Source organism: Achromobacter sp. 1011791174 (assembly GCF_059760925.1).
Map to the genome: position 1 here is coordinate 1 of NZ_JCBANH010000041.1, position 21,289 is coordinate 21,289.

General features: G+C 69.3%; 19 protein-coding genes and 1 pseudogene. 10 read left to right on the top strand and 10 right to left on the bottom strand.

The genetic code is table 11. The features are described 5' to 3' along the window. Window positions 1-257 (bottom strand): annotated as a pseudogene (locus AC6LJ5_RS15760) (anti-sigma factor); the annotation flags it as partial. Further along, window positions 254-799 (bottom strand): RNA polymerase sigma factor, encoded by a 546-nt coding sequence (locus tag AC6LJ5_RS15765; protein WP_103275683.1) that lies wholly within the window; start codon window positions 797-799, stop codon window positions 254-256. The pseudogene AC6LJ5_RS15760 and the gene AC6LJ5_RS15765, both read right to left, overlap by 4 nt. 165 nt (window positions 800-964) lie before the next feature. On the opposite strand from AC6LJ5_RS15765, the gene AC6LJ5_RS15770 reads away from it, so the two are divergent. From AC6LJ5_RS15770 to AC6LJ5_RS15790, 5 genes are all read left to right on the top strand, one after another. Further along, window positions 965-1,627: a thiopurine S-methyltransferase gene (locus AC6LJ5_RS15770; protein ID WP_103275682.1), complete on the top strand. Its 663-nt coding sequence runs from the start codon at window positions 965-967 to the stop codon at window positions 1,625-1,627. Window positions 1,628-1,751: 124 nt separating this feature from the next. Beyond that, window positions 1,752-2,678 carry a DUF6963 family protein gene (locus tag AC6LJ5_RS15775; RefSeq protein WP_498140957.1) on the top strand — a complete coding sequence of 309 codons (927 nt, stop codon included), beginning with the start codon at window positions 1,752-1,754 and terminating at the stop codon, window positions 2,676-2,678. A gap of 90 nt (window positions 2,679-2,768) precedes the next feature. Next, the gene (locus AC6LJ5_RS15780) at window positions 2,769-4,001 is read left to right on the top strand and encodes a D-amino acid dehydrogenase (protein ID WP_498140958.1); all 1,233 of its coding nucleotides are present in this window, start codon (window positions 2,769-2,771) and stop codon (window positions 3,999-4,001) included. Window positions 4,002-4,038: 37 nt separating this feature from the next. Continuing rightward, window positions 4,039-5,619: an ABC transporter substrate-binding protein gene (locus AC6LJ5_RS15785; protein WP_498140959.1), complete on the top strand. Its 1,581-nt coding sequence runs from the start codon at window positions 4,039-4,041 to the stop codon at window positions 5,617-5,619. A gap of 148 nt (window positions 5,620-5,767) precedes the next feature. After that, window positions 5,768-7,207 carry an N-acyl-D-amino-acid deacylase family protein gene (locus AC6LJ5_RS15790; protein WP_103275678.1) on the top strand — a complete coding sequence of 480 codons (1,440 nt, stop codon included), beginning with the start codon at window positions 5,768-5,770 and terminating at the stop codon, window positions 7,205-7,207. 95 nt (window positions 7,208-7,302) lie between these two features. On the opposite strand, the gene AC6LJ5_RS15795 is transcribed toward AC6LJ5_RS15790, so the two are convergent. The 6 genes from AC6LJ5_RS15795 to AC6LJ5_RS15820 all read right to left on the bottom strand — a co-directional run bounded on the left by AC6LJ5_RS15795 (window position 7,303) and on the right by AC6LJ5_RS15820 (window position 13,816). Further along, window positions 7,303-8,112: an SDR family oxidoreductase gene (locus AC6LJ5_RS15795; RefSeq protein ID WP_498140960.1), complete on the bottom strand. Its 810-nt coding sequence runs from the start codon at window positions 8,110-8,112 to the stop codon at window positions 7,303-7,305. Beyond that, entirely contained in the window at window positions 8,109-9,104 is a 996-nt protein-coding gene (locus AC6LJ5_RS15800) for an NAD(P)H-quinone oxidoreductase (RefSeq protein ID WP_392409755.1), read from the bottom strand. Before AC6LJ5_RS15800 ends, AC6LJ5_RS15795 begins: the two co-directional genes overlap by 4 nt. A gap of 26 nt (window positions 9,105-9,130) precedes the next feature. After that, window positions 9,131-9,835, bottom strand: coding sequence for an ABC transporter ATP-binding protein (locus AC6LJ5_RS15805; protein ID WP_103275675.1), 705 nt, complete (start codon window positions 9,833-9,835; stop codon window positions 9,131-9,133). After that, a complete protein-coding gene (locus tag AC6LJ5_RS15810) occupies window positions 9,828-11,609 on the bottom strand; it encodes a branched-chain amino acid ABC transporter ATP-binding protein/permease (RefSeq protein WP_103275674.1) in 1,782 nt (593 codons plus the stop codon). The genes AC6LJ5_RS15805 and AC6LJ5_RS15810 overlap by 8 nt, the downstream gene beginning before the upstream one ends. Before the next feature lie 23 nt (window positions 11,610-11,632). Further along, a complete protein-coding gene (locus AC6LJ5_RS15815) occupies window positions 11,633-12,499 on the bottom strand; it encodes a branched-chain amino acid ABC transporter permease (protein ID WP_103275673.1) in 867 nt (288 codons plus the stop codon). A gap of 117 nt (window positions 12,500-12,616) precedes the next feature. Further along, window positions 12,617-13,816, bottom strand: a complete 1,200-nt coding sequence (locus tag AC6LJ5_RS15820; RefSeq protein ID WP_392409756.1) for an ABC transporter substrate-binding protein — start codon at window positions 13,814-13,816, stop codon at window positions 12,617-12,619. A gap of 325 nt (window positions 13,817-14,141) precedes the next feature. Between AC6LJ5_RS15820 and AC6LJ5_RS15825 the strand changes: the two genes are divergently transcribed. Next, window positions 14,142-14,924 carry an SDR family oxidoreductase gene (locus AC6LJ5_RS15825; RefSeq protein WP_103275671.1) on the top strand — a complete coding sequence of 261 codons (783 nt, stop codon included), beginning with the start codon at window positions 14,142-14,144 and terminating at the stop codon, window positions 14,922-14,924. A gap of 149 nt (window positions 14,925-15,073) precedes the next feature. Here the strand turns inward: AC6LJ5_RS15825 and AC6LJ5_RS15830 are convergent, their stop codons facing one another. Both AC6LJ5_RS15830 and AC6LJ5_RS15835 read right to left on the bottom strand, forming a co-directional pair. Beyond that, the gene (locus tag AC6LJ5_RS15830) at window positions 15,074-16,141 is read right to left on the bottom strand and encodes a glycerol dehydrogenase (RefSeq protein WP_103275670.1); all 1,068 of its coding nucleotides are present in this window, start codon (window positions 16,139-16,141) and stop codon (window positions 15,074-15,076) included. An 8-nt stretch (window positions 16,142-16,149) separates the two neighbouring features. After that, on the bottom strand, window positions 16,150-16,854 hold the full coding sequence (locus tag AC6LJ5_RS15835) for a GntR family transcriptional regulator (protein ID WP_103275669.1): 705 nt from the start codon (window positions 16,852-16,854) through the stop codon (window positions 16,150-16,152). Between the two features lie 123 nt (window positions 16,855-16,977). Between AC6LJ5_RS15835 and AC6LJ5_RS15840 the strand changes: the two genes are divergently transcribed. From AC6LJ5_RS15840 to AC6LJ5_RS15855, 4 genes are read left to right on the top strand one after another with little or no spacing between them, the layout of a single operon-like run. After that, entirely contained in the window at window positions 16,978-17,835 is an 858-nt protein-coding gene (locus tag AC6LJ5_RS15840; RefSeq protein WP_498140961.1) for a transketolase, read from the top strand. A gap of 6 nt (window positions 17,836-17,841) precedes the next feature. Next, window positions 17,842-18,867 (top strand): transketolase family protein, encoded by a 1,026-nt coding sequence (locus tag AC6LJ5_RS15845; protein ID WP_498140962.1) that lies wholly within the window; start codon window positions 17,842-17,844, stop codon window positions 18,865-18,867. Between the two features lie 14 nt (window positions 18,868-18,881). After that, window positions 18,882-19,679 carry a shikimate dehydrogenase family protein gene (locus AC6LJ5_RS15850; RefSeq protein WP_498140963.1) on the top strand — a complete coding sequence of 266 codons (798 nt, stop codon included), beginning with the start codon at window positions 18,882-18,884 and terminating at the stop codon, window positions 19,677-19,679. Between the two features lie 4 nt (window positions 19,680-19,683). Further along, window positions 19,684-21,285: a GMC family oxidoreductase gene (locus AC6LJ5_RS15855; RefSeq protein ID WP_498140964.1), complete on the top strand. Its 1,602-nt coding sequence runs from the start codon at window positions 19,684-19,686 to the stop codon at window positions 21,283-21,285. Window positions 21,286-21,289 lie beyond the last annotated feature (4 nt).

Genomic DNA, 21,289 nt, shown 5'->3' on the forward strand with positions numbered 1-21,289 from the left:
GCGGGGGCGGGCGGCACAGATTCCGGCCGTGATCGGATGCGGGCCGCGATGGCGGTCCAGACATGCTCGGGCGGGGCTTGCGGCGGCAGGGCCAGGGCCAGCGGCAGCAGCCGTTCTTCCCAGTCGCGCACCCGCTGGCGCAGCGCGGCGTCCTCGCGCAGCAGGCCTGCGAACCGGCGTCGCGCGCCCGCGCGCAGCACGCCGGCCACGTAATCCGCGGCCAGGCGGTCTTGCAGATCGGGGTCGCTGTAGTTCATTCCATGCACCTCTTGAGCCGCTGCAGGCCGCGGCGTATCCAGCTCTTTACCGTTCCCAGCGGCGCGTCCAGGCGCGCCGCGATGTCGGGATGCGCCAGGTCGTCGAAGAACGCCATCGCGATGGCGACGCGCTGCGGGCCGTCCAGCTCGCCCATGCAGCCGGCCAGGCGGTTGCCTTCCCGGCTGGCCGCCAGGCGGGCCAGCGGGCCAGGGGAGTCGTCGGCGAAGGCCAGCGTCAGCGCGTCGTCCGGGTCGGGCAGCTCCAGACCCGGGCGACGCAGGCGGTCGATGCAGCGGTTGCGCACGATGCGGGTCATCCAGGTCATGGGCTGGCTTTGGTCAGGCCGGTACTGTCCGGCCTGTCGCCAGATCGAGAGAAAACACTCCTGCAGCACGTCCTCGGCCGCGGCCGGGTCTCTCAACATACGTCTGGCGAGCGCATATAGATGCGGGGACGCAAGGCGGTACAGTTCTTCCAGCGCGGATTCGCGCTGGAGGGCGCACTGCGCGAGCAAGGCCTGCAGCGGTTGGGCGTCGGTCATCGTATCCCTGGAACAGGATGAGGCGGGCTACAGCATACCGGCGCGGCGTGCGCCCGTCACCCTGCGCGTCACCCTTTTTCCCGCGCACTACAATGGCCGCCATGTCTGGCCCGCGCATCGCCGCGAGGCCCGTTTGAATCCCAACCCCGGAGGAGGCAGGCAGTCATGGACGCGGAATTCTGGCTGGAGCGCTGGCGCGAAGGGCGTACCCACTTTCACCAGACGCGGGTGACTCCGCTGCTGCAGAAATACTGGCCGGGGCTGGACGTGCCGGCTGGCGGCAAGGTGCTGGTGCCGCTCTGCGGCAAGTCGCTGGACATGGTGTGGCTGGCGGCGCAGGGCCACGAAGTGCTGGGCGTGGAGCTGGCGCCGCTCGCGGTGGAGCAGTTCTTCGCCGAGAACGAACTCAGGCCCGTGATTCATGAATCGTCCTACGGCCGCCACTATGTGGCGGGCAATATAGAGATCATCTGCGGCGACATCTACAACCTGGATGCCCGGATCCTGTCGCATTGCGTCGGCGCCTACGACCGCGCCGCGCTGGTGGCGCTGCCGGAATCCATGCGGGCGTCATATGTGCGCCACGTCTACGGCCAGCTGTCGCCGTCCTGGCGCGGGCTGCTGATCACGCTGGACTACCCGCAGGAAGAAATGGCCGGTCCGCCATTTTCCATCGCCGACAGCGAGGCCCAGGCCCTGTTCCAGGGCGTGGCGCCGGCCGCCATCATCGACCGCCGCGACATCCTGGACAAGGAACCCAAGTTCCAGGCCGCGGGCGTGAGCCGGCTCGACACCGTGGTGTACCGGCTGGGTCAGCAACGCGCCTGATTCCTGCCGCATCCGCGCCTTGCCCGCCGCCTCGCGGGCAACGGGTTTTCCCGAGCTTCCGTCTTGTTCCCGGCCGCACTAGCATGATTTTGTGACCTTATGGTCACATTATCCGGGGAGCGATATGACGATAGGAGTGGCGGCGGCGGGCGCGCAGGCCGGCGCGGCGGTGTTCGACGCGGTGCTGGGCGCCGAACTGCTGGGACGCGGCGCCATCGGCGGCTTTGTCGTGTTCGCCGTGCTGGACGAGCAGGGCCGGCTGCAGTATCGGACCACCCAGCGCGGCGGCGTGACGGCGCTGGACCTGCCGGCGTCCTGGCGCGATGCGCGCGTGGCGGCGGTCATTTCCAGCGGTCCCGACCGCCCCGAACCCCTGACGCAATTCCTGGCCGGCGCCGACGGCCTGGGCCTGGTCACCGGCCACCGCCTGCCGAATCAGCCGGGCGCCGATGGTCGCCCGCTGAACCGGATGGCGCTGGACCTGATGGCCGAGGGCGCGCCGCCGCAACAGGCGGTCGACGCCGTGCTGGCCGCGCATCCCGAATGGGACGCGGGCCTGATCGCGCTGCACGCGCAAGACGGGCTGGGCCTGGGCAACAGCGCGCGCGCGGCGCGGCGCGACGACCTGGGCGCGTTCCAGCGCCAGGGACAGCAGGGCCGCGTGGCGCTGCTGCACAACTCCATCTACGCGCGCGGCGTGCTGGCCGATGAGCTGGGCGGACTGGCCTGGGCCAGGCTGGCCGGGCAGGCCGGCGTCCTGCAATGGTTGCGGCTGGAGCAGGCGCTGCCCTTGCGCGCCTCCACCTGCGACCGCGTGACCGTGGACGCGGCGGGGCGCATCATCGGCCTGGAAACGGCCGACCCGCGCCTGGCCGGATTGAACCGGCGCGCCACGGCGGTCTGCCTGGGCACGGAAATCTGGCGCGATGGTCGCTTGATCGGCCATGCGCGCACTGAACTGTATGTCGAGATCCGCGACGGTCAGGCCTGGCCGGGCGGCGGGGCGGCGCAGGACTTCATGCTGATGCGGGGGCGGGATGGCAATGGCTGAACCGCTCGGCTCGCGGTCTCGCGTTGCCGCCGCCCTTGTCGCCCTCGATGCGCGGGCGCTCGCCGCCGCCCTCTCGACGGTGGCGGTCCGATGAACATCATCGTCATCGGCGCCGGCATCATCGGCCTGACCACGGCGCGCGCGCTGCTGGCCGACGGCCATGACGTCACCGTGCTGGACGAGGCCGCGCAGGCCGGCGTCGGCACCAGCAAGGCCAATGGCGCGCAGCTGAGCTACAGCTTCGTCGCGCCGCTGGCCGATTCTTCGGTGCTGGGCAAACTGCCGGGCTGGTTGACGCGGCGCGACGCGCCGCTGCGCCTGCGCCTGCGGGCCGATCCGGCGCAATGGCGCTGGGCCCTGAGTTTCCTGGCGGCCTGCCGCCGCGACACCGCCGCGCGCACGACCGCCGAGCTGTTGCAGCTGGGCCTGCACAGCCGGCGACTGACGCGCGCGCTGGTGCAAGACGGCGCGTCGTCCTGCGACTTCAGCGCCAGCGGCAAGCTGCTGGTCTATCAGGACGCGGCCGCCTTTGCCGGCGCGCGCGCGCAAATGCGTTACCAGGCCAGCCTGGGCTGCGAGCAGCATGCGCTGGGACGCGACGAATGCCTGGCGCTGGAACCGGCCCTGGCCGATATCGGCCAGCGCGTGGTCGGCGGCGTCTACACGCCCAGCGAGGACGCGGCCGATTGCCAGGCGCTGTGCGCGTCCCTGGCGCGCGGGCTGGGCGCGCGGCTGCGGCTGGGCACGCGCGTGCGGCGGCTGCGCCTGCGCGGCGGCGCGGTCCAGGCGCTGGAAACCAGCGCGGGCGAGATGCAGGCCGACGCCTATGTCGTGGCCAATGGCGTGGGCGCGCAGGCGCTGTGCCGCCAGGCCGGCCTGCAGCCGCTGATCTACCCGCTCAAGGGCTACAGCCTGACCTATGCGCTGGGACCGGACAGCCGCGCGCCGCGCACCAGCCTGAGCGACGTGCACAACAAGGTGGTCTACGCGCGCCTGGGCGACCGGCTGCGCGTGGCCGGCATGGTCGACATCGGCGATCGTGACGCGGGCATCGACGGCGGCCGGATCCATCAGCTCAAGGAGCAGGTGCGGCGCTATCTGCCGCGCCTGGCGCCGGCCGGCGAACCCGAGGCATGGGCCGGCCTGCGGCCGGCGCGGCCCGATGGCAAGCCGCTGATCGGCCGCACGCCCGTGCGCGGGCTGTGGATCAACGCCGGCCACGGCGCGCTGGGCTTCACGCTGGCCGCGGGCAGCGCCGGCGTGCTGGCCGACCGCATCGCCGGACGGCCATCGCCCATATCCGATACGCTTTTCCAGTGGTAGCCGCGAGCAGCACAACCAACGACACAAGGGGAACGACATGAAAAAAACACGACGCTTGCGGCAAGGGGCCGGTGCACTGTTGCTGGCCCTGGCGGCGGCGCTGGCGCCGGCCGCGCAAGGTCAGGCGCAGACGGTCACGGCCGTGATGCAGTCCGGGCTGCGGGTGCTGGACCCGGTGATGACCACCGCGTTCATGACGCGCGACCACGGCTACATGATCTACGACACGCTGCTGGGCACCGACGAGCATTTCAAGGTGCAGCCGCAGATGGCCAGCTGGACCGAGTCGGAGGACAGGAAGACCTACGTCTTCACGCTGCGCGACGGCCTGAAGTGGCATGACGGCGCGCCGGTCACGTCGGAGGATTGCATCGCCTCGATCAAGCGCTGGGCCGACGCCGACGCCACCGGGCAGGTGCTGATGACGCTGATCGACCGCATCGAGGCGGTCGACGCGAAGCAGTTCCGCGTGGTGCTCAAGCAGCCCACCTCGCTGCTGCTGGAGGGACTGGCCAAGCTCAGCTCGCGTCCGCTCTTCATGATGCCCAAGCGCATCGCCGACACGCCCAGCGCCCAGCCCATCACCGAATTCATCGGCTCGGGTCCGTTCAAGTTCGTGGCCTCGGAATTCAAGCCCGGCCTGAAGGTGGTGTACGAGAAGAACAAGGACTACGTGCCGCGCGCCGAGCCGCCCAGCTGGACGGCGGGCGGCAAGGTGGTCAAGGTGGAGCGGGTCGAATGGGTGGCCATGCCCGACCAGATGACGGCGGTCAGCGCGCTGCAGAACGGCGAGGTCGATTTCATGCAGCAGGTGCCGTTCGACCTGCTGCCCATGGTCGAGGGCCAGGACAACCTGCAGGTCCGCGTGCTGGACAAGCTGGGGGCCTGGACCTACTTCCGCATGAACCATCTGTACCCGCCCTTCGACAACAAGCTGCTGCGACAGGCGGCCATCGCCGCCGTCAGCCAGGAGGACGTGCTCAAGGCGCTGGTGGGCAACCCCAAGTACTACCGGACCTGCGCGGCCGTGATGGGCTGCGGCAATCCCATGGGCGACAACTACGGCGAGGATTGGGTGGTGCCGGCGCGCATCGACCGCGCCCAGGCGCTGCTCAAGGAAGCCGGCTATGACGGCACGCCCGTGGTCATCCTGCAGCCGTCCGACATCGCCATGGTCTCGCCGCAGCCGGTGGTGGTGGGCGCGGCGCTGCGCAAGGCCGGCTTCAAGGTGGTGATGAAGGCCATGGACTGGCAGAGCGTGGTGTCGCAGCAGGGCAATCAGAAATCGCCGGCCGACGGCGGCTGGAACATCTTTTCCACCTACAGCATCCTGGCCACCAGCGGCGATCCGTTCGGCAACACCACGCTGGCGGCCAACGGCCGCAAGGCCTGGGCGGGCTGGCCGGACGTGCCCGAGATCGAGGCCCTGCGCCTGAAATACGCCAAGGCCGCCGACATCGCCGAGCGCAAGCAGATCGCCGCGCAGATCCAGAAGCTGGCCATCGACGAGGGCGTGGTGGCGCCGCTGGGGCAGTTCCAGATTCCGGCGGCCTACAGCAAGAAGCTGTCGGGCGTGCTGGACGCGCCGGTCACTTTGTTCTGGAATATCGGGAAGTGAGGTCCCCCCCGAAGCGCTGCGCGCTTCCCCCAGGGGGCGCCGCAGCGGACCGGCGGAGCCGGATCCGCGCGGCCCCGAGCGGGGCGACTCTGCCTCGAATGGCGACGATCAAGGGACTGCCTCGAATGATGACTATCAAGGAAACCGCATGTCCGCCATCCATGACCTGTTGATCCGGGGCGCCGAGATCGTCGACGGCACGGGCGCGCCGCGTTTCGAGGGCGACGTGGCCGTCGATGACGGCCGCATCGTCCGCGTGGGCGACCTGGCCGGCGCGCGCGGGCGCGCCGAGGTCGACGCGCGCGGCCTGGTGCTGGCGCCGGGCTTCATAGACGCCCATACCCATGACGACCGCGCCATGCTGTCCGACGGCGCCATGGCGCCCAAGGTCAGCCAGGGCGTCACCACCGTGATCGCCGGTAACTGCGGCATCTCGCTGGCGCCGCGCCCGCCGCGCGTGGTGCCGCCGCTGGACCTGCTGGACGGCGACGGCGGCTGGTTCCGCTACGAACGCTACGGCGATTATCTGCAGGCCCTGCGCGAGCAGCCGGCGGCGACCAACTGCGCCATGCTGCTGGGCCACATCACGCTGCGCGTGGCCGCCGTGCCTGACCTGGAACGCGAGGCCGCCCCGGCCGAGATCGCCGTCATGCGCGCGCGGGTGGAAGAGGCGCTGGAGGCCGGCGCCATCGGCGTGTCCACCGGGCTGGCCTACGCGCCGTCGCGCGCCGCCAGCACGCAGGAAGTGATCGAGGTCTGCCGGCCGCTGCGCGCGCACGGCGGCATCTTCACCACGCACCTGCGCGACGAGGGCGACATGGTGATGGACTGCCTGGAGGAGACCTTCCACATCGGCCGCGAGCTGGGCGTGCCGGTGGTGATCTCGCACCACAAGGTGGTGGGGCAGGCCAATCATGGACGCTCGGTCCAGACGTTGGCGCGCATCGCCGAGCAGATGAAAACGCAACCGGTCTGCCTGGACTGCTATCCGTACAACGCCTCGTCCACCATCCTGGAGCAGGCGCTGGTCGATGGCGCCGCCCGCGTCATCGTCACCTGGTCCAAGGCCCATCCGCAGTTCTCGGGCCGCGACCTGGACGAGGTCGCGCGCGAGCTGGGCTGTCCCGTCGAGGAGGCCGTGCGCCGCCTGCAGCCGGCCGGCGCCATCTACTTCCGCATGCACGAGGACGACGTGGCGCGCATCCTGCAGTTCGATGAAACCATGGTCGGTTCCGACGGACTGCCTCATGACGAGACGCCGCACCCGCGCCTGTGGGGCAGCTTCCCGCGCGTGCTGGGACACTACGCGCGCGGCCTGGGCCTGTTCCCGCTGGAAAAGGCGATCCACAAGATGACCGGCCTGACCGCCGCGCGCTTCGGACTGGCGGACCGGGGCGTGCTGCGCGAGGGCGCGCATGCCGATCTGGTGCTGCTGGACGCGGGGCAGGTGGCCGATCGCGCCACCTTCGCGCAGCCGATCGCGCCGTCGGCGGGCATCGTGTCGGTGTGGACCAATGGCCGGCCGGTATGGCGGGACGGCAAGACCACCGGCGAGCGGCCGGGGCAGGTGCTGCGTCGCGAGGCCTGATGCTGGGCAGGGACGCGCGGTCGGTGTTCCGACCGGCGTCCGCGCGCTTCAGGCCATCGACTTTCAGGCAGCCAACTTTTTCAGATCTCGACCTTTCAGGTCATCAGCCAGCCGCCCGCCACGTCCAGCACCTGGCCCGTCACGAAGCGGGCCTGGTCGGAGGCGAAGAACAGGCAGGCGTCGGCCACTTCCTCGGGCGTGCCCAGCCGCCGCAGCGCCGTCACGCCGGCCACGGCGTCGTTGATCTCCTGCGGCACGCTCTTGAGCAGCGGCGTGCTGATGCGTCCCGGCGCCAGGCCGTTGACGGTCACGTCGTACTCGCCCAGCTCGGCGGCCCAGTGCCGCGTCAGGCCGATCAGCGCGGCCTTGGTGGCGGCGTAGTGCGCCGCCACGATATCGCAATAGGCCTTGCCCGCCACCGAGGACATGTTGATGACGCGACCCTTGCGCTGCGCCACCATGTGCGGCGTGGCCAGGCGCGTCATGTAGAACGCGCTGTTCAGGTTCACCGACACCACGCGGTCCCACTCGGCGGGCGGCATTTCCCAGACCTTGAGCGCGCGCCCCTCGGTCTTGGGCGAGATGCCGACGTTGTTGATGAGGATCGTGGCCGGGCCGAGTGCGTCGCTGATGCGGGCGTAGGCGGCTTCGCATTCCTCGTAGCGCGACACGTCGGCCTGGGCGAAGCAGACCGCGCGGCCCTGGCCGCGCAGCTGGCCGGCCCAGGTCTCGCCGGCCTGGCCGTTGAAGTCGATCAGGCCGACCCGCGCGCCCTCGGCCAGCAGGCCCTCGACGATGGCCGAGCCGATGCCGCCGACGGCGCCGGTGACGATGGCGGTCTGGCCGGCGAAGCGCGCTGCGCCGGACGTGGCGGATGCCGGGGCCGCATGCGTGCCCGCGCTCATGGCCGCACCTGCAGCATGATCTTGCCGATGTGGCGGCTGCTTTCCATCAGCGCGTGCGCGCCGGCGGCCTCGGCCAGCGGAAAGACCTGGTGGATGCGCGGCAGGCATTGACCTTGCTCCATCAGCGGCAGCACGCGTTCGGCCAGCGCGCGGGCGATTTCGCCCTTGTCCTCGTCCGAGCGCGGCCGCAGCGTCGAGCCGGTGACGGTCAGGCGCTTGGTCATGATGGGCAGCGCGTCGATCTCGGCCTTGCTGCCTTCCAGGAAAGCGATCTGCACCAGCCGGCCGTTCAGCGCCAGCAGGCGGATGTTCTTGTTGAGGTAGGCGCCGCCCACCATGTCCAGGATCACATCCACGCCCTGGCCGCCGGTGGCCTGGCGGATGGCGTCCTCGTAGTCGGTGTCGCGGTAGATCAGCGCGTGCCGCGCGCCGGCCTCGATGCAGGCCGCCGCCTTCTCGGCGCTGCCCACCGTGGTCCAGACTTCGGCGCCGAAGGCGCGCGCCAGCTGGATGGCGGTCAGGCCGATGCCGCTGGAGCCGCCGTGCACCAGGAAGCGCTCGCCCGCCGCCAGCCGCGCGCGCTCGAACACATTGGTCCAGACCGTGTAGTAATTCTCGGGAATGGCGGCGGCGGTCAGCAGGTCCATGCCGCGTGGCACCGGCAGGCAATGGCGTTCGTCGGCCAGGCAGTATTGCGCGTAGCCGCCGCCGGGCGTCAACGCGCAGACCTGGTCGCCGACCCGCCAGCGGCTGGCCTGCGGGCCGGTGGCGATGACCGTGCCGGACACTTCCAGTCCCAGGTGAGGGGACGCGCCGGGCGGCGGCGGATAGGAGCCGGACCGCTGCAGCACATCCGGACGGTTGACGCCGGCATAGGCCACTTCGATCAGCACCTGCCGCCCGGCGGGGGCTTCCATTTCTCTTTCGGCCAGGCGCAGGATGTCGGGCGGGCCGCCCTTGCCGTGGTCGATGTAAGCGCAGCGCAATGACATGGCGCGTGTTTCCTTTTGCGTGATATTCAGTGGCCCAGATAGGCCTTCTTGACATGGGGGTCGCCGAGCAGCTCGGCGCCGGTGCCGGCGCGCACGATGGCGCCGTTCTCCAGCACGTAGCCACGATCGGCCAGGCGCAGCGTGCGGAACACGTTCTGCTCCACCAGCAGCACGGTCACGCCGTGCGCGGTGACGTCGCGGATGATGTCGAACATCTGCTGCACCAGCAGTGGCGACAGGCCCAGCGAGGGCTCGTCGAACACCAGCAGCTTGGGGTCGGCCATCATGCCGCGCGCGATCGCCACCATCTGCTGCTCTCCGCCGGACAGCGAGCCGGCGTACTGGGCCAGCCGCTCGCGCACGCGCGGGAAGATCTGCAACACCTCTTCGAGCTTGCGCTGCACGATGGGACGCGCGGCGCGCTTGTACGAGCCCATCAGCAGATTGTCCTTGACGGTGAAGTGCGGGAACAGCTGGCGGCCCTCCGGAATCATGGTGATGCCGGCGTCGACGATGTCGTAGGGCGGACGGTTGGTCAGGTCGCGGCCCTCGAACTCGACCTTGCCGCCGGTGGCCGCGACCACGCCGCACAGCGTCTTGAGCGTGGTGGTCTTGCCGGCGCCGTTGGCGCCGATCAGCGTGACGATCTCGCCGGCGCGCACCTCGAAATCCAGGCCGTTGAGCACCTGGCTCTTGCCATAGCCCGAGCACAGTTTCGAAACCTTAAGCATCCTGATACTCCTTGCCCAGATAGGCCTCGATGACGGCGGGGTTCTCGACCACGTCCCTGGGCGCGCCGCTGACCAGCACCGCGCCTTCGTTCAGCACCACGATGCGGTCGGACAGCGCCATGGTGGCCTGCATCATGTGCTCGATCAGCAGCACCGACACGCCCGAGTCGCGGATGCGGCGGATCATCTGGATGGACTTCTCGATGTCGGTGGGATTCAGGCCCGCCATCACCTCGTCCAGCAGCAGGATGCGCGGCTGGATCGCCAGCGCGCGCGCCACTTCCAGGCGTTTCATGCCGCCCACGGTCAGGTTGCGCGCCTCGGTGTCCAGGTGCCGGGTCAGGTCGGTCTGCTCGGCCACCCGGAGCGCGATCTGCTCGGCCTCGTCGCGGCTGGACGTGCGGATGAACGCGCCCAGCATGATGTTCTCCAGCACTGTCAGGCCGGTGAAGGGCTTGGCGATCTGGAAGGTGCGGCCCAGGCCCTGGTGGGCGAAGGCATCCGGCGTCTTGCAGCTGACCCACTCGCCGCGCGCGTTCAGCATGGACACCGAACCCTGGTCCGGCGACAGGAAGCCGGACAGCAGGTTGAACACCGTGGTCTTGCCCGCGCCGTTGGGGCCGATCATGCCCAGGATCTCGTTCTGGTTCAGCGTCAGCGATACATCGTTGGTGGCGCGCAGGCCGCCGAAGCTCTTGAACAGCCTGTCGGCCTTGAGCACCGGCTGGCCGGCGGCCGCCGGTCCCGCCGGCCGCGCCTGCTGCGGCGGCGTGGCGGGGCGGCGCGGCGCGCCCAGGTAGGGCAGGCGCGCCAGCCAGCGTTCGATCATCGGGCCGAACGCGCCGGCCAGCCCGCGCGGGATGGTCAGCACCACGGCCACCAGGATCAGGCCGTAGATCAGCCCGTGCATGCCGTTGCCCACGCTGCTGAGCCAGCCGCGCGCCAGTTCGGCGATGGGCAGCACCAGGAAGGTGCCGGCGATGGGGCCGGCCACCGTGCCCAGCCCGCCGATCAGCGCGAACATGGCCACCTGCACCGACAGCTCCAGCGAGAAGGCCGAGCTGGGGTCGACGAAGGTCAGGTAGGTGATGTGGAAGGCGCCGACGATACTGGTCAGCATGGCCGACACCACGGCGGCGATGATCTTCATGCGCACGGTGTGGATGCCCACGGCCAGCGCCGCGTCCTCGCGTTCGCGGATGGCGATCAGGTAGTGGCCGATGCGCGATTTGCGCATGTACCAGGACACCCAGGTCACCAGCGCGAATAGCGCGAAGGCGATCAGCACGTAGTTGGCCTTCTCGCGGAACACGATCCAGGTCCAGCCGATGTTCAGCGGCAGGCTGATGCCGCTGGAGCCGCCGGTCCAGCTTTCCTCGTGGATCACCAGCAGGCGCACCACCTCCAGGATGGCGATGGTCGCCAGCGCGAAGAAGGGGCCGCGCAGGCGCAGCGTGGGATAGCTGATCACGACGGCCACGGCCGCCGAGATCACGGCGCCGGCGAGCATGCCGAACCAGGGCGAGATGCCGAAGTTCTGCGTCAGCAGCGTGGCGGTGTACCCGCCGATGCCGTAGAACACGGCGTGGCCCAGCGACAGCTGGCCGGCGTAGCCGCCCACGATGTTCCAGGCCACCGACAGGGCCGAGAACACGAACAGCAGCACGAACAGGTTGGTCCAGAACGGCGTGCCCAGCGCCAGCGGCGCGGCCAGCATGGCCAGCATCAGGATCAGGCCGACATAGCCCTTGGGGCTGCGTAGATCGGGGAACATGTTTTTTCTCCTTGTCGTTCCGTTCATTCCGTGCCGACGCCGAACAGGCCGGTCGGACGCAGGACGAGGATCAGCAGGAAGATCCCGAAATACACGACCTCCTTGAGGTCGGGCGCGACGTAGTAGCCGGCCAGCGTGTCGACGATGCCGATGATCATCGAGCCGGCCACGGCGCCGTACAGGCTGCCCAGCCCGCCCAGCACCACGATTACGAAGGCCGTCAGCACGAAGTACGTGCCCACGGTCGGGAACACGGGGTACTGCGGCGCCAGCAGGCCGGCGGCGATGCCGACGAAGGCCGTGCCCAGGCCGAACGCGATGGCGTAGACGTTGTTCACGTTCACGCCCATCAGCGTGGCGGCGTAGCGGTGCTGGGCCACGGCGCGCAGCGCCCGGCCCAGGTAGGTGCGGTGCATGAACAGGTGCAGCAGCACCGCCAGGCTGATGCCGACCACGAAGGTGATGATCTGGCCGCTCACCATCGAGTAGCTGCCCACGTCGATGGCGCTGGTGCCCAGCTGCACCGGCGCGCGCAGCACGTTGGCGCCGAACAGCACCAGGGCCAGGTTCAGCAGGATGGTGGACACGCCCACCGTGGCGAAGATCTGGATGTGCTGGTCGGCGTTGAGCAGCGGCTGGATGATGCCCTTCTGCGTCAGCGCGCCCAGCGCGAACAGGATGACGGCGACCGGCGCCAGGCCCAGGTAGGGATGGACGCCGAACTGCGCGGCGATCAGGTAGACCAGGTACATGCCCACCATCAGGAACTCGCCGTGCGCGAAGTTGACCACGCGCACCACGCCGAAGATCAGCGTCAGCCCCAGGCTGATGATGGTGTACGCGCCGCCCAGCAACAGGCCGTTGATGACCAGTTGTATGAAGATATCCATGATGCAACCTCTAGTCGATGCACGGCCCCGGCCGGGCGACGGCGGGGCCGCGTGTGTCCGGCGGCCGGCGCGAGGAGCCCCCGCGGGCGGTCCTGGCGCCGGATGCCGGCTCGGCGTTTACTTGTTGAATACCGGCTTGCCGAGGGCGAGGTTGCTGGGCGCGATCGTGACCAGCTTGCCGTCCTGCCACTGCATCACGTAGAAGGTCGATGCGTTGTTCTGGCCGTCCTCGCCGAAGTCGAAGGCCCAGCCGTTGGCGGTCTGGCCGGCCGGCACCTTGTAGGCCAGCACCGCGGCGCGGATCTTGTCCTTGTCGGTGGACTTGGCCTTGGCGATGGCGTCGAAGAAGGCCTTGGCGCCCACGTAGTTGGTCAGGCTGTGGCCCGACTGCGGATCGCTCTTGTAGGTGGACTTGTAGGCTTCCAGGAACTTGTCCAGCCCCGGCGCGCCGGCCGGATTGATCGAGGACTGCGGGAAGTCCAGGTCGAACACGCCGTTCATGTCGGCGCCCACCGCCTTGGCGGTGTCGGCCAGCGAATAGCCGCCGCCCGCGCCGATCACGACCTTGGGCTTGAAGCCCGCGGCGCGCGCCTGGCTGAAGAACAGGATGGCGTCGTTCTGGTAGGCCGTTTGCAGCACCACGTCCACCTTGGCGCCCTTCAGACGCAGGATGAGCGAGGACAGGTCCACCGTCTTGGCGGAATAGGGCAGCACTTCGGCCACCGTGTAGCCCAGCTCCTGCGCGCGCTTCTTCTCGGTGGCGGCCACGTCGGTGCCGTAGGGGCCGTCCTCGTGGATGATGCCGATCTTGATGTCCTTGGGATTCAGCCCCATGCCCGGCGCGATGGTCTCGTGCAGGGCGTTGACCACCGACACGCCGTACAGCGCCGTGTTGGGATTGCTGCGGAACAGGTACTTGTAGCCGCGCGTGGTGATCTTGTGGGCGGTGGCGCCCAGCTCGAAGTAGGGCACGCCCGCCAGCTCGGTGACCGGCGAGGCGGCGTAGGAAATGCCGGACGCGTAGCTGCCGAACACGCCGATCACGTTGGACGAGATCAGGCGCTTGGTTTCGGACACGGCCTGGGTCGGGTCGACCGCGTCGGCCTTGACGATCTGGATCTTCTCGCCGTTGATGCCGCCCGCGGCATTGATCTCGTTGACGGCCAGCTCCAGGCCGCGATAGCTCTCCTGCCCCAGCAGCGCCAGCGCGCCGCTGAATGGGAAGAGGGCCCCCACCTTCATGTCCGCCGCCGCGGTTCCGGTCGCCACCGCGCCGCACAGCCCCAAGGCCAGGACGAGTTTCTTGAACTTGTACATCTGCGCTCCTTTGTCGGTATGGGATGCGGACTGGCCGGTGCTGCGTCCGTCTTTTGAATATATGATATATGTGATATCGGGTCGTGAAACCTCGCCATGGATTCTAGTGGCGGTGCCAGGAGGACGAATCGGGGATTTCCCTCAAGCCGCATGAATAAAGCCTTTGCGGCCGATTCTGGCGCAACGATGCGCAAGATTGGGGGCTGTTTCAGCCTGAGGATAAGCCCGTCCCCATTGGATTTCGGAATCCTTTTTCGCGTAGTGAAAAAATATATCGTATATCACCGAGTGGCGTAGGCCATGTGAGAACCAGGAGGCAGCTAGCATGTTCGAAGAAGTCGATTTCGCTGGAAAGAAGGTCTTGATCACCGCGGGCGCCGACGGGCTGGGCCTGGAGATGGCCCGCGTGTTCCATCGCGCCGGCGCCCGGGTGTTCGTCTGCGACGTGAACGAGTCCCGGCTGGCCGCGCTGCCCGCCGAGCTGCCTGGCGTGCACGCGCTGCGCGCCGATGTGTCGGACGAGGACAGCGTGGCGGCGCTGTTCCAGGCCGTGGCGCGCGAGCTGGGCGGGCTGGATGTGCTGGTGAACAACGCCGGCGTGGCGGGTCCCACCGGTTTTGTCGAGACCCTGTCCAAGGCCGACTGGGACCGCACGCTGGCCGTCAACATCACCGGCCAGTTCCTGTGCGCGCGCCAGGCCATTCCGCTGCTCAAGGCGTCCAAGGCCGGCGTGATGATCAACCTGTCCTCGGCCGCCGGCCACCTGGGCTTCGCCGGCCGTTCGGTCTATTCGGCGTCGAAATGGGCGGTGATCGGCTTCACCAAATCGCTGGCCATCGAGCTGGGCCCGCATGGCATCCGCGTCAACGCGATCCTGCCGGGCGCGGTGGAAGGGCCGCGCATCCGCGCCGTCATCGCCGCGAAGGCCGAGACGCTGGGCAAGCCGGTGGAGGAGATCGCCGCGCTCTACGAGAACCAGGCCGCGATGGGCCGCATGGTCACGGCGCGCGACATCGCCAACATGGTGCTGTTCAACGCCAGCGAGGCGGCGCGCAGCGTCAGCGGCCAGGCCATCGTGGTGGACGGCTTCACGCAGAAACTCTATTGATGGGATGAGGCCCGCCGGCGCCGAAGATCGCGGCGCCGGTTTGTTGATCACGCGACAGCCAAAGGCAGGAATGCGCGGCGCGCAAGACTGCGTGGCGCGCGCTCGCGACCATCGCGCCCGGGCGCGGCGCGCGTCTCAGGCGGCCGGGCTCAGGCGCGCCGGCGCAGCGCGGCGGCCAGTTCGGCCACCGACAGCGTCCGGTCGAAGTTGGCCGCGTGGCGCGCGTTCAAGGTCAGGGCGGCGGCGGTTTCCAGTTCCGCGTCCGTCGGCGCCGTGGCGCCCAGCTCGCGCAGGCTGACGGGCAGGCCCACTTGCGCGTACCAGCGCGTCAGCTCGGCCAGCAGGCCGTCGTCGCGCGCTTCCAGATCCAGTTGCACCAGCAGCCCCAGCGCCACCTGCAAGCCGTGGGCCGAGGTGGCCAGGCCGGCGATGCGCGGCAGGCCGCGCGTGAGCGCATGGGCGATGGACAGGCCGCCGCTTTCAAAGCCCAGCCCGCTCAGCAGGATCATGGCCTCGACCGCGCGCTCGAAGGCCGGCGTGGGCCGGCCGGTCCCGGCCGCTGCCAGCGCCTGGGCGCCGTCTTCCAGCAGGATGCGCAGGCAGCCCTCGGCCAGCAACTGCGCGGCCAGGGGCGGCTTGCCACCATACATATTGGATCCGCCGTGGCGGCGGCACTGCTCGGCCTCGAACTTCTTGGACACGGCGTCGCCCAGCCCGGCGCGGAAGAAGGCGGCCGGCGCGCTGGCGATGACGGTGGTGTCCACCAGCACGATGGTGGGGTTGAACAGCATGTGCTCGACCGCCAGCAGGTTGTGGTCGGCGTCGTACAGCACGTAGTTCTTGCTGGTGGGGGCGTCGTTCGACGCCGCGGTCGGCACGGTGATCAGGTGGCAATGCAGCGAGCGCGCCACCGCCTTGCCGGCGTCCAGCGCCTTGCCGCCGCCCACCGCGACGACCATGTCGGCGTCGAGCCTGCCGGCCTGCGCGCGCAGCGCTTCGATGGTCTCGGGCGTCAGATCACCTTCGACGATCAGCGGCATTGCTCGCACCTGGCTGGCGGCGCACAGCGCCTCGACGCGCGCGCCCAGGATGGCATGCATGGGGCCGTCGATCACCAGCGCGGCGCGGCGGCCGAAGAGGGCGGCCTGCCGGCCCAGGGTGTCCAGTGCGTCGGGGCCCTGTATATAGCGGCCGGGAGCGCCGAAGATCGTCAGCATGCGGTTTCCTATTTGCGTGGGGCGGGCGGGCGGTAGTCCATTTCCTTCTCGCGCTCGACCAGCCAGTCGATCATGATCTTGCCGCCCCAGACCAGGTCGGCCTGGATGGCGCGGGCGGCGGCCTCGGAGTCGCGCGCCTCCAGCGCGGCCAGCACGGCCCCGTGGCGGTGCTCGTCCTGCGTGTAGTCGATGCCGGCCGTCTTGACGTGGAAGACCTTCAGGATGGGGCCGGTGATGACCCAGAACGATTCCACCGTATTGCGCAGGATGGGCTTGTTGCTGGCCTCGAGGATGCCGAAATGGAACTTGCGGTTCAGGTAGCTGGCCCGCTTGGGATCGCTGGCCGTGTAGGACAGGAATTCCTGTTGCAGCGCGATCAGGTTGTCGAGCTGTTTGCGGGTGATGTGCTTGGCGGCCTCCGCCGCGCCCATGCCTTCAAGGTGGAAGCGGATCTGCTGGATCTCGCGCAGCTTCTCGGAGTTCACATAGGGCACGTAGACCGCGGTGGCGGCCTGCATCTCCAGGCCCTGCTCGCTGATGAGCCGGAAGATGGCCTCGCGCACGGGCGTGATGGACACGCCCATTTCCTGGGCCAGCTCGCCGATGATCAGGCGTTCGCCAGGCTCGTACTGCCCGTTGATCAGGGCATTGCGGATTTCGTTGTAGACCCTGACGGACAGGTTCTCTTTCTTGACCGGTTTAAGGCTGGGCATGGCGGTTGCGGCGTGCGTATGGGAAGGAACGGGTGAATCCGGAACGAATTCTAGCCCGGCATAGCCAATTCGAGCGCGATGGGTATATTATATATGATATATCTAAAAACGGCAGGAGACGCCATGCCCACGGACCTGGAAATCCCCACCCAGGACGAGCTTCGGACGCTGCGGGACAAGGCCCGCCACATCCGGCTCGAAACCATCCGCCTGATCGAGATCGCCAAGGTCGGCCACTACAGCTCGGTCTTTTCCTGCGCCGAGATCTTCGCCGCGCTGTACTACGGCGTGATGCGGCTGCGGCCGGGCGAACCCGCCTGGCCGGACCGCGACCGCTTCCTCATGGGCAAGGGGCATGCCGCCGTCGGCCTGTTCCCGGTGTTGGCCGACCATGATTTCTTTCCGCGCGCATGGCTGGATGACTACACCCGCCTGGGCAGCCCGCTGGGCGACCATCCCGACATGAGCAAGGTGCCGGGCGTGGACTTCAGCTCCGGCTCGATCGGCCACGCGCTGTCCAACGGCGCCGGCATGGCGGTCGGCGCGCGCCTGGGCCAGCGCGATTTCCGCGTCTTCGTCATGCTGGGCGACGGCGAGATGCAGGAAGGGCAGGTCTGGGAAGCGGCGCTGTTCGCCGCGCATCACCGGCTGTCCAACCTGATCGCCATCGTCGATCGCAACGGCTATCAGCTCGACGGCCGGGTCGACGACGTGATCGGCGTGGAATCGCTGGCCGACAAGTGGCGCGCCTTCGGCTGGGACGTGCACGAGGTCGACGGCCACGACCTGTCCGCGCTGACCGCGCTGCTGCGCCGGCTGCGCGCGGACGGCACGCGCGAACGGCCGGCCTGCGTGATCGCCCGCACCGTCAAGGGCAAGGGCGTGTCCTATATGGAAACCGAACCCGGCTGGCACCTGGGCTACCTGGCCCCGTCCGACGCCGATGCCGCCGTCGCCGAAATCCTGTCCCGCGAGATCTGAACCGCCATGCCGCAATCCCAGCAGCACACCCGGCCGCACTCCGGGTCGCCATCCGCGCCGCGCTCCCCCGATTCCTGGCAGTACCGCGCGCTCAATGCGGTCACGCCCGGCCTGTCCTATCTGTCCGACGCGCTCATCGATCTGACGCGCGCCGGCCATCCCGTCGTGGCCGGCTCGGCCGACCTGCAATACTCGAACGGCCTGAACCGCTACGCGTCCGCCTTTCCCGAACGCTATGTGCAGTTCGGCATCTCGGAACAGAACATGGTCTCGGCCGCCGCCGGCATGGCCACCACGGGGCTGATGCCCTTCGTCGCCACCTTCGCGTCCTTCCTGGGCCTGCTGTGCTGCGAGCAGATCCGCATGGACGTGGCCTATACCCGGCTGCCGGTGCGCCTGATCGGTCATCACACCGGCATCAGCCTGGGCTTCTACGGCACCTCGCACCATGCCACCGAAGACATCTCCACCACGCGCGCCATCGCCGGGCTGACCGTGGTGTCGCCGGCCGACGGCCCGCAACTGGCCTCGGCCATCAAGGCCAGCGTCGACTGGCCCGAGCCCATCTACTTCCGCATTGGCCGAGGCCGCGATCCGCAGGTCTACGCCGATGGCGCGCCGTTCCAGTTCGGCCGCGCCATCACGCACGCGCTGGGCGGCGACCTGAACATCATCGCCTGCGGCATCGCCGTGCACGCGGCGCTGCAGGCCGCCGAACGGTTGCGCGAGGCCGGCCTGTCGGTCGGCGTGATCGACATGCCCACCATCAAGCCGCTGGACCGCGACGCGGTGCTGGCCGCGGCCCGCGCCGCCGGCCGGATGCTGACGGTGGAAGAGCACAATGTGATGGGCGGGCTGGGCTCGGCCGTGGCCGAGGTGCTGGCCGACGGCGGCCTGGGCGTGCGCCTGCGCCGCCACGGCATTCATGACGAATACAGCCTGATCGCGCCGCCCACCGCGCTGTACGCCCATTACCGGCTGGACGCCGACGGCATCGCCGCCGTGGCGCGCGAGCTGCTGGAACAGAAATAGCCTCGGAGCACACCATGAAGGAAATCAGCGGCCATACCCGGCTGTTCGGCATCCTGGCCGACCCCATCCACCACGTGAAGACGCCGCAGCGCATGAACGAGCACTTCGCGCGCCTGGGCTTCGACGGCGTGTGCGTGCCGTTCCACGCGCGCCCGGCGGAGCTGGCGCAGGTGGTGCAGGGGCTGCGGCAGTTGCAGAACCTGGGCGGCTTCATCGTCACCATGCCGCACAAGACAGCCATCCTGGACCTGGTCGACGAGGCCACGCCGGTGGCGCGCAAGATCGGCGCGGCCAATGTGGTGCGACGCGACGCCGACGGCAGGCTGACGGCGCACATGCTGGACGGCGAGGGCTTCGTCGGCGGCCTGATCGAGGCCGGCGTGGACCCGAAGGGCAAGAGCGCCTACCTGGCCGGCGCCGGCGGCGCGGCCAACGCCATCGGCTTCGCGCTGGCGCAGGCCGGCGTGGCGCGGCTGACCATCGCCAACCGCACGACGGCCAAGGCCGAGGACCTGAAGGCGCGCATCCTGTCGCTGCTTCCCGATGCGCGCATCGACATCGGCAGGGCGGATCCGTCCGGCCACGATCTGGTCGTCAACGGCACCTCGCTGGGCATGCGCGACACGGATCCGCTGCCGCTGGACGCCGGCCGCCTGACGCCGGACCAGCTGGTGTGCGAGGTCATCATGCAGCCGCGCGACACGGCGCTGCTGCAAGCGGCGGCGGCGCGCGGCTGCCGCATCCACCATGGCGCGCCCATGCTGGCCTGCCAGATCGCGCTGATGGCCGAGATGATGGGCGTGCGGGCCTGAGTCGATGAGCGATTACGATTTCATCATCGCCGGCGGCGGCACCGCCGGCTGCATCCTGGCCAACCGCCTGAGCGCCGACGGCAAGTACCGCGTGCTGATGCTGGAGGCCGGCCACGAGGCCCGCAGTCCCTGGATCGGCATTCCCGCGGGATTTTCCAAGCTGCTGGTCGATCCCGACTACAACTGGCGCTTCTCCACCGAGCCCGAGGACAACGTGCACGGCCGCCGCATCGCCGTGCCGCGCGGCAAGGGCGTGGGCGGCTCCACCCTGATCAACGGCATGATCTACGTGCGCGGCCAGCCGGCGGACTACGACGGCTGGGAAGCGGCCGGCGCGGCGGGCTGGAACTGGGCCCAGGCCGAGCGCCTGTTCCGCAAGATCGAAGCCTATGAAAAAGGCGGCGCGGGGCGCGGCCACGACGGCCCCATGCGCCTGCATGAAGTCTCGGAACGCTATCCGGTGGCCGAGGCCTTCCTGAAGGCCGCGCAGCAGGACGGCCAGCCGCTCAATCCCGATTACAACGCCGGCAGCCAGGAAGGCGTGGGCTACTACCAGGTGCTGCAGCACCGGGGGCGACGCTGGAGCGTGGTGGACGGCTACCTGAAACCGGCCTCGGGCCGGCCCAACCTGACGGTCGAGTGCGGCGCGCGCATCACGCGGCTGCTGTTCGAGGGCAGGCGCTGCGTCGGTCTGGCCTATCGCTGCAAGGACGGCGAGCACATGGTGCGCGCGCGCCGCGAGACGCTGCTGTGCCTGGGCGCGGTGCAATCGCCGCAGCTGCTGGAGCTGTCGGGCGTGGGCGATCCCGCGTTGCTGGCCCGGCTGGGCATTCCGCTGGCGCACGCGCTGCCGCAGGTGGGCGAGAACTACATCGACCACTACGCCACGCGCATGAACTGGCGCGTGAAGAACACGGTGACGCTGAACGAGATGTCGCGCGGCTGGCGGCTGGCGCGGCAGGTGGCGCGCTACGCGCTGTCGCGCCAGGGCATCCTGACGCTGGGCACGGGGCTGGCGCACGGTTTCGTCAAGAGCGCGCCGCAGCTCGCGCAGCCCGACGTGCAATTCTTCTTCGTGCACGCCAGCTATGCCAACGCGGCCGAGCGCATCCTGGACCGCTTTCCGGGCATGACCATCGGCGTGGCCCAGTTGCGCCCCGAATCGACGGGCTCGATTCATGCGGTGTCGGCCGATCCGCTGGCCGCGCCCGCCATCCGCCCCAACTTCCTGGCGGCGCGGATCGACCGCGACAGCCTGGTCGGCGGCATGCGGGCGGCGCGCCGCATCGTCTCGCGGCCGGCCCTGCAGCCCTTCGTGGCGGCCGAGCTGAGTCCGGGCAAGGACGTGCAGAGCGACGACGAATGGCTGGACTTCGCGCGCCAGAACGGCCAGACCATCTATCACCCGATCGGCACCTGCCGCATGGGCGCGGACGCGGATGCCGTGACGGATTCCCGGCTGCGCGTGAACGGGCTGGACGGCCTGCGGGTGGTGGACGCCTCGGTCATGCCGAGGATGGTGTCCGGCAACACCCAGGCCGCCGTGATGATGGTGGCCGAGCGCGGCGCCGAGCTGATCCTGGAGGATGCGGCGCGGGCGGGCTGAACCG

Bases quoted from the DNA above. Each gene is read 5' to 3' on its own strand.
- AC6LJ5_RS15765 (WP_103275683.1), bottom strand. From the start codon at position 799: ATGACCGACGCCCAACCGCTGCAGGCCTTGCTCGCGCAGTGCGCCCTC.
- AC6LJ5_RS15770 (WP_103275682.1), top strand. From the start codon at position 965: ATGGACGCGGAATTCTGGCTGGAGCGCTGGCGCGAAGGGCGTACCCAC.
- AC6LJ5_RS15775 (WP_498140957.1), top strand. From the start codon at position 1,752: ATGACGATAGGAGTGGCGGCGGCGGGCGCGCAGGCCGGCGCGGCGGTG.
- AC6LJ5_RS15780 (WP_498140958.1), top strand. From the start codon at position 2,769: ATGAACATCATCGTCATCGGCGCCGGCATCATCGGCCTGACCACGGCG.
- AC6LJ5_RS15785 (WP_498140959.1), top strand. From the start codon at position 4,039: ATGAAAAAAACACGACGCTTGCGGCAAGGGGCCGGTGCACTGTTGCTG.
- AC6LJ5_RS15790 (WP_103275678.1), top strand. From the start codon at position 5,768: ATGTCCGCCATCCATGACCTGTTGATCCGGGGCGCCGAGATCGTCGAC.
- AC6LJ5_RS15795 (WP_498140960.1), bottom strand. From the start codon at position 8,112: ATGAGCGCGGGCACGCATGCGGCCCCGGCATCCGCCACGTCCGGCGCA.
- AC6LJ5_RS15800 (WP_392409755.1), bottom strand. From the start codon at position 9,104: ATGTCATTGCGCTGCGCTTACATCGACCACGGCAAGGGCGGCCCGCCC.
- AC6LJ5_RS15805 (WP_103275675.1), bottom strand. From the start codon at position 9,835: ATGCTTAAGGTTTCGAAACTGTGCTCGGGCTATGGCAAGAGCCAGGTG.
- AC6LJ5_RS15810 (WP_103275674.1), bottom strand. From the start codon at position 11,609: ATGTTCCCCGATCTACGCAGCCCCAAGGGCTATGTCGGCCTGATCCTG.
- AC6LJ5_RS15815 (WP_103275673.1), bottom strand. From the start codon at position 12,499: ATGGATATCTTCATACAACTGGTCATCAACGGCCTGTTGCTGGGCGGC.
- AC6LJ5_RS15820 (WP_392409756.1), bottom strand. From the start codon at position 13,816: ATGTACAAGTTCAAGAAACTCGTCCTGGCCTTGGGGCTGTGCGGCGCG.
- AC6LJ5_RS15825 (WP_103275671.1), top strand. From the start codon at position 14,142: ATGTTCGAAGAAGTCGATTTCGCTGGAAAGAAGGTCTTGATCACCGCG.
- AC6LJ5_RS15830 (WP_103275670.1), bottom strand. From the start codon at position 16,141: ATGCTGACGATCTTCGGCGCTCCCGGCCGCTATATACAGGGCCCCGAC.
- AC6LJ5_RS15835 (WP_103275669.1), bottom strand. From the start codon at position 16,854: ATGCCCAGCCTTAAACCGGTCAAGAAAGAGAACCTGTCCGTCAGGGTC.
- AC6LJ5_RS15840 (WP_498140961.1), top strand. From the start codon at position 16,978: ATGCCCACGGACCTGGAAATCCCCACCCAGGACGAGCTTCGGACGCTG.
- AC6LJ5_RS15845 (WP_498140962.1), top strand. From the start codon at position 17,842: ATGCCGCAATCCCAGCAGCACACCCGGCCGCACTCCGGGTCGCCATCC.
- AC6LJ5_RS15850 (WP_498140963.1), top strand. From the start codon at position 18,882: ATGAAGGAAATCAGCGGCCATACCCGGCTGTTCGGCATCCTGGCCGAC.
- AC6LJ5_RS15855 (WP_498140964.1), top strand. From the start codon at position 19,684: ATGAGCGATTACGATTTCATCATCGCCGGCGGCGGCACCGCCGGCTGC.